Source organism: Allobosea massiliensis (assembly GCF_042655245.1).
In the GTDB taxonomy this organism is placed as follows: Bacteria; Pseudomonadota; Alphaproteobacteria; order Rhizobiales; family Beijerinckiaceae; genus Allobosea; species Allobosea massiliensis.
Map to the genome: position 1 here is coordinate 47,323 of NZ_JBHSLU010000123.1, position 16,470 is coordinate 63,792.

Below are 16,470 nucleotides of genomic sequence, written 5' to 3' on the forward strand. Positions count from 1 at the left end.
GGCTGTCAACCCGGACGCGGCAGTGGCAGGTCCGGGTTGATGGCGGAGGTTGAGGAGATTGACGATCGCCGGCTCAGGCCGCCGTCTTGGCCTTCTCGGCGTCCATCATCTCGACGAAGCGCTTGAACAGATAGTGGCTGTCCTGCGGGCCGGGCGAGGCTTCCGGGTGGTGCTGGACGCTGAAGGCAGGGCGGTCGGTCAGGGCGAAGCCGCTGTTCGAGCCGTCGAAGAGCGAGACATGGGTCTCGACCGCATGGGCCGGCAGCGAGGCGGGGTCGACCGCGAAGCCGTGATTCATCGAGACGATCTCGACCTTGCCGGTCGTCTTGTCCTGCACCGGGTGGTTGGCGCCGTGATGGCCCTGCTTCATCTTCATCGTCTGGCCGCCGACGGCGAGCGCCAGCATCTGGTGGCCGAGGCAGATGCCGAAGGTCGGGACCTTCTTCTCCAGCAGCTCGCGGATCACCGGGACCGCGTATTCGCCGGTCGCGGCCGGGTCGCCCGGGCCGTTGGAGAGGAAGATGCCGTCCGGCTTCAGCGCCAAGATCTCGTCCGCCGAGGCGGTCGAGGGCACGACGGTGACGTCGCAGCCGGCCTTGGAGAGCAGGCGCAGGATGTTGCGCTTCACGCCGTAGTCGATGGCGACGACCTTGTGGGCTGCGCCCTCGCGCTTGCCGTAGCCGGCGGGCCACTGCCAGGGCGTCTCGTCCCATTCGTAGCGCTGGGCCGAGGTGACCATTGGCACGAGGTCGAGACCCGCCATGTCCGGCAGTTCGGCGGCCAGTTTCTGAAGGCGCGGAATGTCGAAGACGCCTTCGGGCGCGTGGGCGAGGATCGCGTTCGGCATCCCGTTGTCGCGGATCAGGGCGGTCAGCGCGCGGGTGTCGACGCCGCAGATGCCGACGATGTTGCGGGCCTTGAGCCAGGCGTCGAAATGGCGGCTGGCGCGCCAGTTCGAGGGCTCGGTGATGGTGGCGTGGAGCACGATTCCGCGCACGCCGGAGGCGGCGGCGGCATTGACCGTTTCGATGTCCTCGTCGTTGACGCCGACATTGCCGATATGGGGGAAGGTGAAGGTGACGATCTGCCCGGCATAGGAGGGATCGGTCAGGATTTCCTGATAGCCCGTCATTGCCGTGTTGAAGCAGACCTCGCCGGGTGCCTCGCCGGTGGCGCCGAGGCCGAAGCCCTCCAGCACCGTGCCGTCGGCGAGGACCAGCAGGGCGGTCGCGCGCGGTTCGCTCCAGCCGCCCGTGGCGGGGTTTCCTTCATGTGCGGTCATGTCTATGTCTCGGTCCAGGCCGCGAGGGCGCGGCAATGCATGGGCGGCAGCGGTCTCGCTGGCCGTCGTCTGGAGCGCGAGCCTTAAAGACGCGCTTCCATGCCGTCAATCGACGCGGGCGCGAAGCCCGACGAACAACGAGGGAATACCCACATGACCAGCCTGCGCGAGCGCTTCATGCCCGATATGAAGGAGGCGATGAAGGCCGGTGAGAAGGAGAAGGTCGCCGCGATCCGCCTGATCATCGCCGCGCTGAAGGAGAAGGACATCGAGGCGCGCGGCGCCGGCAAGGGCGAGGCCACCGATGAGGAGGTGCTCGGACTGCTGCAGAAGATGATCAAGCAGCGCCAGGAATCGATTTCGATCTACGAGGCCAATGGCCGCCCGGAACTCGCCGCCGGCGAGAAGGCCGAGGTCGCGGTGATCTCCGGCTATCTGCCCAAGCAGATGTCTGAGGACGAGGTGAAGGCTGCGATCGCCGCGGCGGTGACCGAAAGCGGCGCGGCCTCCGTCAAGGACATGGGCAAGGTCATCGCGATCCTGCGCGCGAACTACGCCGGCCAGATGGATTTCGGCAAGGCGAGCGGGCTCGTGAAGGCCGCGCTGGCGGGGTGAGGCCCGGCCGGCGCGTTTCTGCCATATCGGCGGGTCAGATTCGCGGCAGAGGAGACATCCGATGCCGTCATCACGAACCTGTCTCGCCGCGGCCTTGCTGCTGCTCTGCGGCGGCGCCGTGCAGGCGCAGCCTGAGCAAACCGGTTGGGGCAGCGGCTACCAGATGGGGACGTCCTATGCCGGGGTCTCCAGCGGCGGCGTCCGCCTGACTTTCTATTGCGGCGACGCGGCTGCCGCGAAGGCCAATGCCGCGATCAAGGCCGGCCCCTATCTCATGGCGAGCCTGCCTCGCCGCGATGCGGCGGATGGGCTCCGGTCGCTGGAGATCCTGATCGACGGCAAGGCAACGCGCATCCCGGTCACAGCCCAAAGCGCCGGCAACATGGTGGAGCTCACATGGGAGCCGGATCGCCGCTTCGGCGTGGACGCGATGAGGCCGGTCGTGCAGGGGCTGCGAAGGGCCCGTACCCTCTCGCTGCGCGCGGGTGTCGAGGCCAGGGCGCTGCCGACGGCCGGTGCCGCCGAGGCGCTGGCGGAGGACCCGCTGGGCTGCCGCTAGAGGCGGCTTGTGGATAGCCGGGGCAAGCGAGCCGGGATCACGATCTGTTCTTGGCTTGTGCTGCGGCAGGGTCCACATAGAACGCGATGAAGTTCCCGCCCTCCCTTCTGGAAGAGATCAAGGCGCGGCTGCCGGTCTCGGCGGTGGTCGGCAAGCGCGTTCGCCTGGCCAAGGCGGGGCGCGAATGGAAGGGGCTGTCGCCCTTCAACGCCGAGAAGACGCCGTCCTTCTTCGTCAACGATCAGAAGGCCTCGTTCTTCGATTTCTCGTCGGGCAAGAACGGCGACATCTTCAAATTCGTGATGGAAACGGAAGGGCTGTCCTTTCCCGAGGCCGTCGAGAAGCTGGCGGCCGAAGCCGGCGTGACGCTGCCGAAAATCACGCAGGAAGCGCAGGTCCAGGAGGAGCGGCGCAAGGGCCTGCACGAGGTCGTGGAACTGGCGGCGCGCTTCTTCGAGGCCGAGCTGATGGGCGATCGCGGCGGTCAGGCGCGGCGCTATCTCGCCTCGCGCGGGCTCGACGGCGAGGCACGGACGCGCTTTCGCCTCGGCTACGGGCCGGCGGAGCGTTTCGCGCTGCGCGACCATCTCGCTTCCAAGGGTGTCTCGGCCGAGCTGATGATGGAGGCCGGGCTGCTGGTGCATGGCGAGGAGATCGCCGTCCCTTACGACCGCTTCCGTGACCGCATCATGTTTCCGATCCATGATTCGCGAGGCCGCGTCGTCGCCTTCGGCGGGCGGGCGATGAGCGCGGAGGTCTCGGCGAAGTATCTGAACTCGCCGGAGACGCCGCTCTTCCACAAGGGCTCCCTGCTGTTCAACCACCACAACGCCCGCAAGGCCGCCCATGACACGGGGCAGGCGATCGTGGTCGAGGGCTATGTCGACGTCATCGCCATGGCGCTCGCCGGCTTCCCGCAGACGGTCGCGCCGCTCGGCACCGCGCTGACCGAGGACCAGTTGACGCTGCTCTGGCGCATGGCCGACGAGCCGGTGATCTGCCTCGACGGCGACAAGGCCGGTCGCAAGGCGGCGAGCCGCGCCATCGACCTCGCCTTGCCGCTGCTGGAGCCCGGCAAGTCGCTCTCCTTCGCGCTGCTGCCCGAGGGGCAGGACCCCGACGATCTCGCCCGCTCCGGCGGCAAGGCCGCGATCGCGGAGGTGCTGGGCGCGGCGCGCCCGCTGGTCGACATGCTGTGGACGCGGGAGGTCGAGGCCGGGCCGCTCGACACGCCCGAGCGACGTGCCGCCTTCGAGCGCCGGCTGAAGGAGCCGCTCGGGCAGATCCGCGACGAGACGACGCGCAAGCATTACCGGCGCGAGATGGACGAGCGGCTGGCGCAGCTCTTCGCCAGCGCGGCTCCGGCGCGGGCCGAGCGACGCGAGGGCGGCAGCTATCCGCGCGGGCGGGGCCAGGCCGGCGGCGGGCGTGGCCGCGGCGGATTCCCGCAAGCCGCCCCTTGGGCGAACGGGCCGCTCAAGGCGTCGAGCCAGCTGACGCGCACCAAGATCATGGCGCGGGGCCGCGGCGAGGACACCCGCGAAGCCTTCATCCTGCTGGCGCTGGCGAGCCATCCGGCACTGATCCTGCGCTGTGCCGACGAGATCGCGGATCTCGCGCTGGAGGGGCCGGCGGCCGAGCGCTTCCGGCAGGCCCTGCTCGACGCGACCATGGAGGGCGTTCTCGACGAGGCGGCGCTGGCGATCCGGCTGGAGCAGCCGCGCGTTCAGGAGGCGCAGGCGCAGCTGATGGCCGTGACGGGCCCGGCCGAACGCCTGAAACTGGCGCAAGCCGCTGATCCGGAATCGGTTTTCGACTCGATTCGTCAGGCTATCGTCTTGCATCATCGCGCGCGGACGCTACATAGCGAGTTGAAGGCAGCCGAGCGCGCATTGGCTGACGAAGCGACCGAAGCCAATTTCGCCTGGATCAAGGACGTCAAGGCTCGCCTCGAGAGCATCGAGGGGACGGAGGCGATGTCCGAAGACTGAGCGGGACGCGGGGGTCGTCCGTCGATCCGCGTGTCGGCCGAGCGTGGTTTACGGTTCATCAAGGATGGGCGGTGCCATCTCGCCTGCGTGATTTGGTTGGGGTGAGCGCGCCGGACCTGCGGCCGCGCCGCCCCTTTATGCGTCCGCATATGGCTTTTTCCGAGCCGTGGCGGCCTGAGAGTGCGGAGCGCTATTGATGGCGACGAAAGTGAGCGAACGGGACAAGGCCGATCAGGCCACGCCGGAAGCCCCCCCGACCTCCGACGGTCCGTTGCTCGATCTGACGGATCAGGCCGTCAGGCGTATGATCAAGCTCGCGAAGAAGCGCGGCTATGTCACCTATGACGAACTGAACGAGGTTCTGCCGTCGGAGGAGTTCACCTCCGAGCAGATCGAGGACGTGCTCGGCCAGCTCAGCGAGCAGGGCATCAACGTCGTCGACAACGAGGATCCCGAAGCCTCCGGCGAGGAGCGCGCCGCGGCCCGCACCGGTACCAACGGCGCCGACGAGGAGGAGGTCGAGGGCGGCGATCTGGTCGACGCCTCGCGCTCGGCCCTGCCGGTCGAGACCAAGCGCAATCTGGAGCCGACCGAGCGCACCGACGATCCGGTGCGGATGTATCTGCGCGAGATGGGCTCTGTCGAGCTGCTCTCCCGCGAGGGCGAGATCGCGATCGCCAAGCGCATCGAGGCCGGCCGCGAGGCGATGATCGCGGGGCTCTGCGAGAGCCCGCTGACCTTCCAGGCGATCATCATCTGGCGCGACGAGCTGAACGAAGCGAAGGTCCTGCTGCGCGACATCATCGACCTCGAGGCGACCTATGCCGGCCCGGACGGCAAGAACCCGACGCAGATCGCGGGCGAGGGTGGCGAGGGCGAGGCCGCCCCGGCCGGTGAGGGCGAGGCGCCCGAGGGCGATTTGCCGCCCGATCTCGACGAAGACGACATGGAGAACAACGTGTCGCTCTCGGCCATGGAGGCCGAGCTGAAGCCGCGCGTGCTCGAGACCTTCGATTCGATCGCCGACAACTACAAGAAGCTGCGCCGCCTGCAGGACCAGGACATCGCCAACCGGCTGGAGAACACCAAGCTCTCGCCGTCGCAGGACCGCAAATACAAGAAGCTCAAGGACGACATCATCACCGCGGTGAAGTCGCTCTCGCTGAACAACAACCGTATCGAGGCGCTGGTCGAGCAGCTCTACGACATCAACAAGCGCCTGATCTCGCATGAGACGCGCCTGCTGCGCCTGGCGGAGAGCTATGGCGTCGGCCGCGAGGATTTCCTCAAGCAGCATGTCGGCGGCGAGCTCGATCCGAAATGGATCCTGCGCGTCTCCAAGCTGGGCTCGCGCGGCTGGAAGGAGTTCGTCGCGGCCGAACTCGAGCGCATCAAGAGCCTGCGCGACGAGATCCATACGCTGGCGAGCGAGACGGGCCTGGAGATCCAGGAGTTCCGCAAGATCGTGCTGATGGTCCAGAAGGGCGAGCGCGAGGCGCGTCAGGCAAAGAAGGAGATGATCGAGGCCAATCTGCGCCTCGTGATCTCGATCGCCAAGAAATACACCAATCGCGGCCTGCAGTTCCTCGACCTGATCCAGGAAGGCAACATCGGCCTGATGAAGGCGGTCGACAAGTTCGAGTACCGCCGCGGCTACAAGTTCTCGACCTACGCGACCTGGTGGATCCGCCAGGCGATCACCCGCTCGATCGCCGACCAGGCCCGCACGATCCGCATTCCCGTCCACATGATCGAGACGATCAACAAGATCGTGCGGACCTCGCGCCAGATGCTGCACGAGATCGGCCGCGAGCCCACGCCGGAGGAGCTGGCCGAGAAGCTCGCCATGCCGCTCGAGAAAGTGCGCAAGGTCCTCAAGATCGCCAAGGAGCCGATCTCGCTCGAAACGCCGATCGGTGACGAGGAGGACAGCCATCTCGGCGACTTCATCGAGGACAAGAACGCGATCCTGCCGATCGACGCGGCGATCCAGTCGAACCTGCGCGAGACCACCACGCGCGTGCTCGCCTCGCTCACGCCCCGCGAGGAGCGCGTGCTGCGCATGCGCTTCGGCATCGGCATGAATACCGACCACACGCTCGAAGAGGTCGGGCAGCAGTTCAGCGTCACCCGCGAGCGCATCCGCCAGATCGAGGCAAAGGCGCTCAGGAAGCTGAAGCATCCGAGCCGGAGCCGGAAGCTCAGGAGCTTCCTGGACAATTGACGAAAAAGCCGGCCGCAAGGCCGGCTTTCTTGTTCGTGACAGGGATTGTGGCCGTCACATCCCCTTCACCAGCGCCACCAACTGGTCGAGCGCGGTGCCCCAGCCCTGCTGGAAGCCCATCTCCTCGTGCTGCTTGCGGCCGGCTTCGTCCTTGTGCAGGGCGCGGGCCGTGTAGAGCGTTCCGGTCGCGGTCGGCTCGATTTCGATCGAGGCGGTCATGAAGCCGGAGCCCAGCGGGCGGTAGCCGGGGCCGAGCGCGTCGGTGAAGACGAGCAGCTTCTCCGGAACGACGAAGAGAAAGCAGCCGGTGCCGTCGTTCTTCTCGCCGTTGGGGCCTTCCATCACGGTGCGGAACTTGCCGCCGGGACGCAGGTCGATCTCGCACAGGGTGGTGCGCCAGGGCGCCGGCGTGAACCACTGCTTCAGCAGGGCCGGCTCGGTCCAGGCGCGCCAGACCAGATGCGGGGCGACCTCGACCTCGCGCTTGAGTTCGAGATCGAGCGCCGGGTCGAAGGCGGCGGCGGGCAGGGTCGTCATGGGCGTTCCTCGTCGTTTTTCAGGGTCAGGACGAAGGCGTCGAGCTGGTCGAGGCGCTGCGTCCAGAGGCTGCGCTGCGCCTCCAGCCAGGTTTCGGCGGCGGCGAGAGGTTCCCGGCGCAGGGAGCAGGTGCGCACGCGCCCGGATTTGGCCGTGGTGACGAGGCCGCTTTCCTCGAGCACCCTGAGATGCTGGAGGAAGCTCGGCAGCGCCATCTCGAAGGGCCGGGCGAGTTCGCTGACCGAGGCCGGCCCCCGCCCCAGCGCCTGCACCACCGCGCGCCGGGTCGGATCGGCCAGGGCACGGAAGGTGTCGTCGAGGGTGGAGGGCGTCACGGACATGGCGCGATTCAAGCCCAGAAAAATACTTAGGTCAATACCTAAGTTTTGAGGCTGGCCGGGGATGCAGGCGAGGCGGGCTTGATCCCGGCGGCGGCTTGCGGCTTGCTGGCCGCTGCTCCGCGGAGGCTCAAGCCCATGTCGCCCGAATTCCTCCTGACCTCGCTGATCGTCGTCGCCTCGCCGGGGACGGGTGCGATCTACACCATCGCGGCGGGGCTCACCCGGGGCTCGCGCGCGAGTGTGCTTGCCGCCTTCGCCTGCACGCTCGGCATCGTGCCGCATCTGCTGGCGGCGATGCTGGGGCTGGCGGCGCTGCTGCATGCCAGCGCGCTCGCCTTCGCCGTCGTGAAATATGCCGGCGTCGCCTATCTCCTGTTCATGGCCTGGCAGACGCTGCAGGAGCATGGGGCGCTGAGCGTCGAGGCGAAGGCCGATCCGCGCTCGGCATGGCGGGTGCTGCGCGACGGCGTCGCGATCAATGTCCTCAACCCCAAGCTCTCGATCTTCTTCGTCGCCTTCCTGCCGCAGTTCATCGCGGCCGGCGAGGCGGCGCCGCTGGCGCGCATGCTCGAACTGTCCGGCGTGTTCATGGCGATGACCTTCGTGGTGTTTGCGCTCTACGGCCTCTTCGCGGCGGCGATGCGCGACAAGGTGGTGACGCGGCCTGCGGTGATGGCCTGGCTGCGGCGGGGCTTCGCGGCGGCCTTCGTCGCGTTGGGAGCGAAGCTCGCCGTGACCGAGCGCTGAGATGGCGGCGCAGACGCTGCTGACGATCGCGACGCGCGGTCCGGGCCTCTACGAGTTCACGCGGGAGGCGACCGCTTTCGTCGCCGGGGCCGGGATCGAGACCGGGCTGCTGACGCTCTTCCTGCGCCACACCTCCTGCTCGCTGCTGATCCAGGAGAATGCCGATCCCGATGTGCGCGTCGATCTCGAGGCCTTCTTCCGTCGGCTCGTGCCCTCCGCCGACGATCCGGCGATGGATTATCTCGTCCACCGGGCGGAGGGTCCCGACGACATGCCGGCCCACATCAAGGCGGCGCTGACGCCGGTCTCGCTCTCGATCCCGGTGATGGGCGGGCGGCTGGCGCTCGGCACCTGGCAGGGGATCTACCTGTTCGAGCACCGCGCCCGCCCGCACCGGCGCGAGGTGGTGCTGCACCTAGCGGCGTGAGGCATCCTCACCCCGCCAGATCCGCCTTCAGCGCATCGATCCGTTTCGACGCTTCGGCCTTGCTCAGATCCTCGGCGAAGTCCCCTGGCCGCTGCGTCTGCTCGGACAGGGTCTTGAGATAGGATGTCTGCGCGCCCGTCATCGGGTCGTCGCCTGACACCCAGTCGGCGGGATCCTTCTGCGTGTTGTCCGGCGGGTTTGGGTCGCGCTTGGGATTGTCGTCCAGCGGGCTGGCGTGTTCGTCGGTGCGGCTCGTCACGATGCGTCTCCGTTCCTGATTTGTTCACTGACAACGAGCCGCGCGCCGACGGGTTCCCCATCGCGCCGCAATCTGGGAGAAGGGGCGCGGCGCCCGATGGACAAGGAGACAGCCCATGTCGTTTCTCAAGAAGCTCTTCGGCGGTGGCCAGGCGGCCGAGGCAAAGCCGACGGGCCCGGCGAAGACCATCGAGCACAACGGCTTCACCATCCATGCGACGCCCTATCAGGAGGGCGGCCAGTGGCAGCTCTGCGGCGTCGTCGAAAAGACGATCGAGGGGGAGCTGAAGAGCCACCGCTTCGTCCGGGCCGACCGTTTCCCGGGCAAGGACGAGGCCGTCGATTTCACGCTGGTCAAGGGCCAGCAGCTGGTCGATCAGGCCGGAGAGAGCGTCTTCCGCTAGCGTTCCGGGGGGCGACGCAAGACCGCAGGAACGGACATGGCCCGTGCGGGTTGTCGAGGCATCATCCTCAACCCGAACAAGGAGGCCGTCCCATGAACGACCTGTCAGGCAAGACCATCCTCATCCTCGCCACCAACGGCTTCGAGCAGTCGGAGCTCGATGTTCCGCATGCCAAGCTGAAGGAAGCCGGCGCGACCGTGCATATCGTCGCGCCCGAGGCCGGGGAAATCACGGGCTGGGACCAGAAGGACTGGGGCCGCGCGGTGAAGGTCGACAAGACAATCGCCGAGGTCAGCGCCGATGCCTATGACGCTATCGTGTTGCCGGGCGGGCAGATGAACCCCGACACGCTGCGCGGCACGCCCGAGGCGCTGACGCTGATCAAGCGCTTCTTCGAGCAGGGCAAGGTCGTCGCCGCCGTCTGCCACGCTCCCTGGCTGCTGATCGACACCGGCATCGCCAAGGGCCGCCGTCTGACCTCGTACAACACGATGAAGCAGGACATGATCAATGCCGGCGCGATGTGGGAGGACAGCGAAGTCGTCACCGACAAGGGCGTCGTCACCTCGCGCAAGCCCGACGATCTGCCGGCTTTCGTCGCCAAGATCATCGAAGAGGTCAATGAGGGCCGCCACGAGCGCCGCGCCGCCTGACGTTTCCGCGCCACCTCCGGGTGGCGCTGGATCGGACCCAGGCTCACCGCCTGGGTCCCGCTCAGGGTGGGGTCGCGGCACGGCCCCGCCCTGAACGCCGACCGGCCCCGCCTTGCGCGAGCTTGCCGCCGCTCGGCCGACTGCCTTACTCCTCGGTGAAGAACGTCGGTCCTGTGAGCCGGCGCGCCGAGGAAACATGTCCAGCGACGACTCCCGTTACGCGCCCGATTCTTCCTATGCCTGGCTGCGGCTGGCCGTGTCGCTGCTGGTCGGCACGGCGGCCTGTGTCGGCACCTGGTCGGTCGTCGTCGTGCTGCCTTCGGTGCAGGCCGAGTTCGGGACGCTGCGGGCCGGGGCTGCGCTGCCCTATACCTGCGTCATGCTGGGCTTCGGCTTCGGCAATATCGCCATGGGCCGCATCGCCGACCGCTACGGGATCATCGTGCCGATCGTGGGCGGCGCCTTGCTGCTGGGCAGCGGTTACATCCTGGCCGGCATGGCGCAATCGCTCTGGCAGTTCGCCCTCGTCCATCTCTTCCTGATCGGCGTCGGCGGTGGGGCGGGCTTCTCGCCGCTGATCGCGGATCTCTCGCATTGGTTTCGCAAGCATCGCGGTCTCGCGGTCGTCTTCGGTGCGTCCGGCAGCTATCTGGCGGGCGTGATCTGGCCGCAGGTCATCACCTGGGGCGTCGCGAACCATGGCTGGCGCGCGACCCATATCGGCATCGGGCTCGCGGTGATGGCGATCATGCTGCCGTTCTCGCCGTTCTTCCGCCGGCGGCCCTCGGCCGCGAGCATCGCCGCGCAGGAGGCGGCGAGCACGAGCGCGCGCGGCGATCTCGGTCTCTCCGCGAGCCAGCTGCAGTGGCTGCTGGCGATCGCGGGGTTCTCCTGCTGCGTCGCCATGGCGATGCCGCAGGTCCATATCGTCGCCTATTGCAGCGATCTCGGTTACGGCGTGGCGCGCGGCGCCGAGATGCTCTCGCTGATGCTGGCGCTCGGCATCATCAGCCGCATCGGTTCGGGCTTCGTCGCCGACCGCATCGGCGGCACGGCGACGCTGGCGATCGGCTCGCTGATGCAGGGACTCGCGCTTTTCCTCTATCTCTGGTTCGACGGGCTCACCTCGCTCTTCATCGTCACCGGCATTTTCGGCCTGTTCCAGGGCGGCATCGTGCCGATGTATGCGGTGATCATCCGGGAATATCTGCCGGCGCGGGAGGCCGGCGTGCGGATCGGCCTCGTCATGTCCTCGACCATCCTGGGCATGGCCTTCGGCGGCTATGTCTCGGGCGCGATCTTCGACGCCTTCGCCTCCTACCGCGCCGCCTTCCTGAACGGGCTGGCCTGGAACCTCGTCAACCTCGCGGTGGTGTGCTGGCTGATGATGCGGGCGCGGCGTCGGCCGATCGGGCCAGAGTCGGCGGCGGCCGTCTGACGCAGGCTATCCATCCCCGTCACGCTTGACGCCGATGCCTCGCGCATCCGATGTCCGCGCAACCATAACCTCCGAGGATACGTCCATGCTTCGCACCACCATCGCCGGCAGCCTGCCCAAGCCGACCTGGCTCGCCGAGTCCGAGCGACTCTGGGCGCCGTGGAAGCTGGAAGGGGTGGCGCTGCAGGAGGGCCGGCGCGATGCGACGATCCTGGCGGTGAAGCTGCAGGAGGATGCCGGCATCGACATCGTCGGCGACGGCGAGCAGGCGCGGGTGCATTTCGTCCACGGCTTCCTGGCCAATCTCGACGGCATCGACTTCGACAAGAAGACGATCATGGGCATCCGCAACAACCGCTACGAGGCGGAGGTGCCGACGGTCACCGGCGCGATCCGCCGCAAGGGGCCGGTCCACAGCATGGAGGCCAAGGCCGCCCGGGCGCATACGACCCGCAAGCTGAAGTTCACGCTGCCGGGGCCGATGACGATCGTCGACACCATCGCCGACGAGCACTATGGCCGCCGCGAGGACCTCGCCATGGCCTTCGCCGCCGTGCTGAACGAGGAGGCGCATGAGCTGCAGGCGCTGGGCGTCGACGTCATCCAGTTCGACGAGCCCGCCTTCAACGTCTACATGAAGGAGGTGCCGGACTGGGGCATCGCCTGCCTCGAGCGCGCCGCGCAGGGGCTGACCGCGACCACCGCCGTTCACATCTGCTACGGCTACGGGATCAAGGCCAATATCGACTGGAAGGCGACGCTCGGCGAGGAGTGGCGCCATTACGAGCAGACCTTCCCGGCGATCGCGAAGAGCTCGATCCAGCAGGTCTCGCTGGAGTGCCGCAACTCCAAGGTGCCGCTCGACCTGATCAAGCTGCTCGACGGCAAGGACGTGCTGGCTGGCGCGATCGACGTCGCCTCCAACACGGTCGAGACGCCCGAGGAGGTCGCCGCGACGATCCGCGCGGCGCTGGCCTTCGTCGCGCCCGAGAAGCTCTTCCCCTGCACCAATTGCGGCATGGCCCCGATGTCGGCCGAGGTCGCCTATGGCAAGCTTGCGGCGCTGTCGGCCGGTGCGGCGCTGGTGCGCAAGGAGCTCGGCGCGGCCTGAAGTCGAGCGGTTCCCGTCAACGCTCCGATCCATCTGGCGCAGGCGCGGTGGCGCGTGCTCCAATGGCCGGGGATTCGACGGGGGGTGAGCGCATGACGAAAGAAGCGGGCGTGGCGCAGGACGAGGCGCCGCGTGGCAACCTGACGGTGCGCATCAATGCGATGCCGGCCGACACCAACGCGAATGGCGACATCTTCGGCGGCTGGGTGATGTCGCGAATGGACGCCGCCGGCGGCATCGCCGGCGTCGACCGGGCGCAGGGCCGTGTCGTCACCATTGCGGTGGATGCGATGACCTTCATCCGGCCCGTGAAGGTCGGCGACGTGCTCAGCGTCTATACCGAGGTCGAGTCCGTCGGCCGGACCTCGATGAAGATCCATGTCGAGGCCTGGGCGCGGCGCTTCCGCACCATGATCCACGAAAAGGTCACCGACGCGACCTTCACCTTCGTCGCGATCGACGAGGAGGGGCGCCCGCGCCCGGTGCCTCGATCCGTCGAAACGCCCTAGGGCGCTTCCTCGGCCCGTCTGAAACGCAGAGACTCGTCGCGCTGCTTGGATGGCTGGCAGGCCATGCGAGACCCAGCATTCAGTCCGGCGTGACGCAAGGTCTGGAGGACTTTGAGTGGTAATGGTTCCGGCGCGGACCTCATTCCGAGCCGCCGCGCCGAAAATGCCAAAAAACTAACGAACGCTGAATCGTCGGAATCACGGCTGATTCAGAAGAATCCAGTCACTTAACCCTTCGTTAGGTGCGTCCCCTTCATCCTTCCGGTCAGCTGGCCTAACCCGACTGACAACGGAAGAGAAACATTTGGGGGAAACCGTTTCATGACCACTCGTCGTGACGTCCTGACTGGTCTTGCCTGCGCCTCCACTGCCTCCCTGCTGCCCGCTCGCGCTTTCGCCGATCCCGGCGTCATGGCCGACAAGATCATCCTCGGCCAGGCGGCCGTCTTCGAAGGCCCTGCCAGTGCGCTGGGGCTCGGCATGCGCGATGGCCTGACCGCCGCTTTCGCCGAAGCCAATGCCAAGGGCGGCGTCGCCGGGCGCAAGATCGAACTTCTGACGCAAGACGATGGCTATGAGCCCGGCAAGTCGATCGAGGCGACCAAGGCGCTGATCGCCAAGGACGTCTTCGCCTTGGTCGGCCCGGTCGGCACGCCGACGTCGATGGCCGCCCACCCGATCGCAAAGGAAGCCGGCCTGCCCTTCATCGGCGCTTTCACCGGCGCCGAGGGCTTGCGCGATCCCTATCTGCCGCATGTCGTCAATGTGCGCGCCTCCTATTTCCAGGAGACCGAGGTCTGGATCGAGCGCCTCGTCAAGGACAAGGGCTTCTCCAAGATCGCGATCTTCTATCAGGACGATGCCTTCGGCCGGGCCGGTCTGGCCGGCGTCAAGAAGGCGATGGATGCGCGCAAGATGAGCCTGGTCGCCGAAGGCACCTTCGAGCGCAACACGGTCGCGGTCCGGTCCGCCCTGCTCGAGATCCGCAAGGCCAATCCCGAAGCCGTGGTGATGGTCGGCCCCTACAAGCCCTGCGCCGAGTTCATCAAGCTGTGCAAGCAGGTGAAGTTCGCGCCGGTCTTCATGAACATCTCCTTCGTCGGCTCCGATGCACTGGCCGCCGAGCTCGGCGATGCGGGCGCCGGCGTCTACGTCACGCAGGTCGTGCCGTTGCCGACGGACGCTTCGATCCCCGTGGTGAAGGCCTACCAGGCGGCGCTGGCCGCCAGCGACGCCAAGGACAAGAAGCCGGGTTTCGTCTCGCTGGAGGGTTATCTCGTTGGCCGCACCGTCGTCGCCGCTCTCGAGAAGGCCGGCAAGAATCCGACGCGCAAGGCCTTGATGGAGGCCCTGACCAACGGCTCCTACGACTTCGGCGGCTTCAAGATGACCTTCGGCCCCAATGACAACCGCGGTTCCGACGACGTCTATCTGACGGTGATCGGATCGGACGGTACCTTCAAGGCGGTCAGCTCCCTGTCCGCCTGAGCCGCATCCGCCGCGTCGCAATTCGGAGAACGACATGAGGAAGGCCAAGAAGCCGGCGCGCCCGCGTGCGCCGCTGCGCGTCGGCATCGCCGCCCGCATCTACGCCGCGCTCGGCGCCTTGACGACGCTGACGATCGTCGCTTCGGCGGTGGCCTGGCTGTCCTATGACCGGATCAGCGCCACCGTCGGCGAAATGGTCGAGCACAAGATGCCGACTGTGGAAATGGTGCTCGAGCTCTCCCAGGTCGCGACGCAATCGACAGCGCTGGCGCCGCGCTTTCTGAACGTGCAGACCGTACAGCAGCGCGCCCGCCTGACCACCGAGCTGGACACGATCGAGGCACGGCAATTCGAGCTCGTGCGGACGGTGGGCAAGATCGCCGGCGTCGACATGAAGCCGGTTCAAAAGGCGCTCGACGACCTGTCCCTGCGGATCAACGACATCAATGATCTGACCGGCACGAGGCTGCGCAATTCCGCCCAGATGGCGTCGGCGCTCGAACAGCTGAGCAAGGCGCGCGAAGATTTCGTCAAGGTCGTCGGCGGGGAGGCGGATGAGCGGCAGTTCAACGTCGTGCTCGGCATCGAGAGCGTGAAGGGGCTGGACGGCGCGCAGCTCGACGAGGCGCTGAAGACCGTCAACGATCTCGAATTCCCCGCCTTCGATCTGGCGCGCAAGCTGGAAGCGCAGGTCAACGAGCTGATCGGGCTCTTGCGCGAGGTCGGCCAGATCGCGGATCAGTCGCTGCTTGGCCTCGCGCGCGAACGCCTCAACGCCGTCGTGCTGCGGATCGAGAAGGACATGGCCGCCGCCGACAAGATCAAGCCCAACGACGCACGCAACCGCGTGATCGACTCGGTCATTGCCCTCGGCGAAGGGCCGCGCGGCGTGGTGGCGCTGCGCCAGCGGGATATCGAAACGCAGGACGCGATCAACGCCCGCGTCGTCGATATCGACCAGGCCGCGGCGACCTTGCGGGCGGAGATCGACAAGCTTGTTGCCTCGGCCCGCTCCGGCGCCGTTGCCGCGAATGCCTCGACGGCGAGCCTGATCGAGCAGAGCAAGATCTGGCTCGGCGCCATCGGCGTCGGCTCGCTGCTGATCGCGCTCGTGCTGTCCCTGCTCTACGTCCGTCCTGCGATCATCGGCCGGCTGAACCGTCTGTGGGCGGCGACGCGGGCGATCGCGGATGGCGCGCTGGAGACGGTGGTCGACATCAAGGGCAATGACGAGATCTCCGACATCTCGAAGAGCGTGCTGCTGTTCCGCGACAATGCGGTGGCGCTGCGCGAGGCGGAGAGCGCCAAGATCGCCGACCAGGCGCGGGCGCAGGAGCAGCGCCGCGAGATGATGGCGGAGCTGGGCGCGGCCTTCGGCGAGGTCGTGGCGGCGGCCGCTGCCGGCGACTTCAGCCTGCGCGTCCAGGCGAACTTTGCCGACGCCGAGCTGAATGCGCTCGCGGGCTCGGTCAACGAACTGCTGGAGACGGTGCAGGGTGGCCTGTCCGAGACCTGTGAGGTTCTGGCGGAGCTGTCGGCGGGGCATCTCTCGACCCGCATCGAGGGGATGTATCAGGGCGCCTTCGCCGAACTGAAGAACGGCACGAATGCGCTGGCCGAGGAGTTCGAGAGCACGCTCGCCAAGCTGTCGGAGACGGTCGCGGCGGTGCGCAGCGCGACGACCGAGATCCTCGACGGCGTCACCGATCTGGCCGAGCGCACCAGCGAGGAGAGCAACGCCGTCTCGATGGCGACCAACCAGCTTGGCGCCTTCGCCGGCACCGTCAAGAAGACGGCGAGCGAGGCGGCCCAGGCGACCGGCATGGCCGAGGGCGCCGAGAGCCAGGCGCAGCAGGGCGAGAAGGTCGTGGCGTCGGCGCTCGAAG

General features: G+C 67.5%; 17 protein-coding genes. 13 read left to right on the plus strand and 4 right to left on the minus strand.

Annotated features, from left to right (window positions below):
• Positions 1–73 precede the first annotated feature (73 nt).
• Entirely contained in the window at positions 74–1,282 is a 1,209-nt protein-coding gene (gene carA / locus ACFPN9_RS26710; protein ID WP_066715882.1) for a glutamine-hydrolyzing carbamoyl-phosphate synthase small subunit, read from the minus strand.
• Between the two features lie 153 nt (positions 1,283–1,435).
• Between carA and ACFPN9_RS26715 the strand changes: the two genes are divergently transcribed.
• From ACFPN9_RS26715 to rpoD, 4 genes are all read left to right on the plus strand, one after another.
• Positions 1,436–1,897 carry a GatB/YqeY domain-containing protein gene (locus tag ACFPN9_RS26715; RefSeq protein WP_066715877.1) on the plus strand — a complete coding sequence of 154 codons (462 nt, stop codon included), beginning with the start codon at positions 1,436–1,438 and terminating at the stop codon, positions 1,895–1,897.
• Between the two features lie 61 nt (positions 1,898–1,958).
• Positions 1,959–2,456, plus strand: a complete 498-nt coding sequence (locus ACFPN9_RS26720; protein WP_068077840.1) for a hypothetical protein — start codon at positions 1,959–1,961, stop codon at positions 2,454–2,456.
• An 86-nt stretch (positions 2,457–2,542) separates the two neighbouring features.
• The gene (dnaG, locus tag ACFPN9_RS26725; RefSeq protein WP_066715863.1) at positions 2,543–4,447 is read left to right on the plus strand and encodes a DNA primase; all 1,905 of its coding nucleotides are present in this window, start codon (positions 2,543–2,545) and stop codon (positions 4,445–4,447) included.
• A 196-nt stretch (positions 4,448–4,643) separates the two neighbouring features.
• On the plus strand, positions 4,644–6,671 hold the full coding sequence (gene rpoD, locus ACFPN9_RS26730; RefSeq protein WP_066715861.1) for an RNA polymerase sigma factor RpoD: 2,028 nt from the start codon (positions 4,644–4,646) through the stop codon (positions 6,669–6,671).
• A 54-nt stretch (positions 6,672–6,725) separates the two neighbouring features.
• Here rpoD and ACFPN9_RS26735 read toward each other — a convergent pair whose 3' ends face one another.
• Positions 6,726–7,208 carry an SRPBCC family protein gene (locus ACFPN9_RS26735; protein WP_066715860.1) on the minus strand — a complete coding sequence of 161 codons (483 nt, stop codon included), beginning with the start codon at positions 7,206–7,208 and terminating at the stop codon, positions 6,726–6,728.
• Positions 7,205–7,549 (minus strand): ArsR/SmtB family transcription factor, encoded by a 345-nt coding sequence (locus tag ACFPN9_RS26740; protein WP_066715858.1) that lies wholly within the window; start codon positions 7,547–7,549, stop codon positions 7,205–7,207. Before ACFPN9_RS26740 ends, ACFPN9_RS26735 begins: the two co-directional genes overlap by 4 nt.
• Before the next feature lie 135 nt (positions 7,550–7,684).
• Here ACFPN9_RS26740 and ACFPN9_RS26745 point away from each other — a divergent pair, with 135 nt between their 5' ends.
• Together ACFPN9_RS26745 and ACFPN9_RS26750 are read left to right on the plus strand one after the other, a co-directional pair.
• Positions 7,685–8,296 carry a LysE family translocator gene (locus tag ACFPN9_RS26745; protein WP_066715856.1) on the plus strand — a complete coding sequence of 204 codons (612 nt, stop codon included), beginning with the start codon at positions 7,685–7,687 and terminating at the stop codon, positions 8,294–8,296.
• Between the two features lies 1 nt (position 8,297).
• Positions 8,298–8,723: a secondary thiamine-phosphate synthase enzyme YjbQ gene (locus tag ACFPN9_RS26750; RefSeq protein ID WP_066715855.1), complete on the plus strand. Its 426-nt coding sequence runs from the start codon at positions 8,298–8,300 to the stop codon at positions 8,721–8,723.
• Between the two features lie 7 nt (positions 8,724–8,730).
• Here ACFPN9_RS26750 and ACFPN9_RS26755 read toward each other — a convergent pair whose 3' ends face one another.
• The gene (locus ACFPN9_RS26755; RefSeq protein WP_067989530.1) at positions 8,731–8,982 is read right to left on the minus strand and encodes a DUF3072 domain-containing protein; all 252 of its coding nucleotides are present in this window, start codon (positions 8,980–8,982) and stop codon (positions 8,731–8,733) included.
• Between the two features lie 115 nt (positions 8,983–9,097).
• Between ACFPN9_RS26755 and ACFPN9_RS26760 the strand changes: the two genes are divergently transcribed.
• The 7 genes from ACFPN9_RS26760 to ACFPN9_RS26790 form a co-directional block, all read left to right on the plus strand.
• Positions 9,098–9,385 (plus strand): HlyU family transcriptional regulator, encoded by a 288-nt coding sequence (locus ACFPN9_RS26760; protein ID WP_066715853.1) that lies wholly within the window; start codon positions 9,098–9,100, stop codon positions 9,383–9,385.
• 92 nt (positions 9,386–9,477) lie between these two features.
• The gene (locus tag ACFPN9_RS26765; RefSeq protein ID WP_066715852.1) at positions 9,478–10,038 is read left to right on the plus strand and encodes a type 1 glutamine amidotransferase domain-containing protein; all 561 of its coding nucleotides are present in this window, start codon (positions 9,478–9,480) and stop codon (positions 10,036–10,038) included.
• Positions 10,039–10,234: 196 nt separating this feature from the next.
• Entirely contained in the window at positions 10,235–11,476 is a 1,242-nt protein-coding gene (locus ACFPN9_RS26770) for an MFS transporter (protein ID WP_066715851.1), read from the plus strand.
• 85 nt (positions 11,477–11,561) lie between these two features.
• Positions 11,562–12,587, plus strand: a complete 1,026-nt coding sequence (locus ACFPN9_RS26775) for a methionine synthase (RefSeq protein ID WP_066715849.1) — start codon at positions 11,562–11,564, stop codon at positions 12,585–12,587.
• 92 nt (positions 12,588–12,679) lie between these two features.
• A complete protein-coding gene (locus ACFPN9_RS26780; RefSeq protein WP_066715847.1) occupies positions 12,680–13,096 on the plus strand; it encodes an acyl-CoA thioesterase in 417 nt (138 codons plus the stop codon).
• Between the two features lie 321 nt (positions 13,097–13,417).
• Positions 13,418–14,584, plus strand: coding sequence for an ABC transporter substrate-binding protein (locus ACFPN9_RS26785; protein WP_066715845.1), 1,167 nt, complete (start codon positions 13,418–13,420; stop codon positions 14,582–14,584).
• A 34-nt stretch (positions 14,585–14,618) separates the two neighbouring features.
• Positions 14,619–16,470: HAMP domain-containing protein (locus tag ACFPN9_RS26790; protein ID WP_377817924.1), on the plus strand; the 1,852-nt coding region annotated here is incomplete at its 3' end.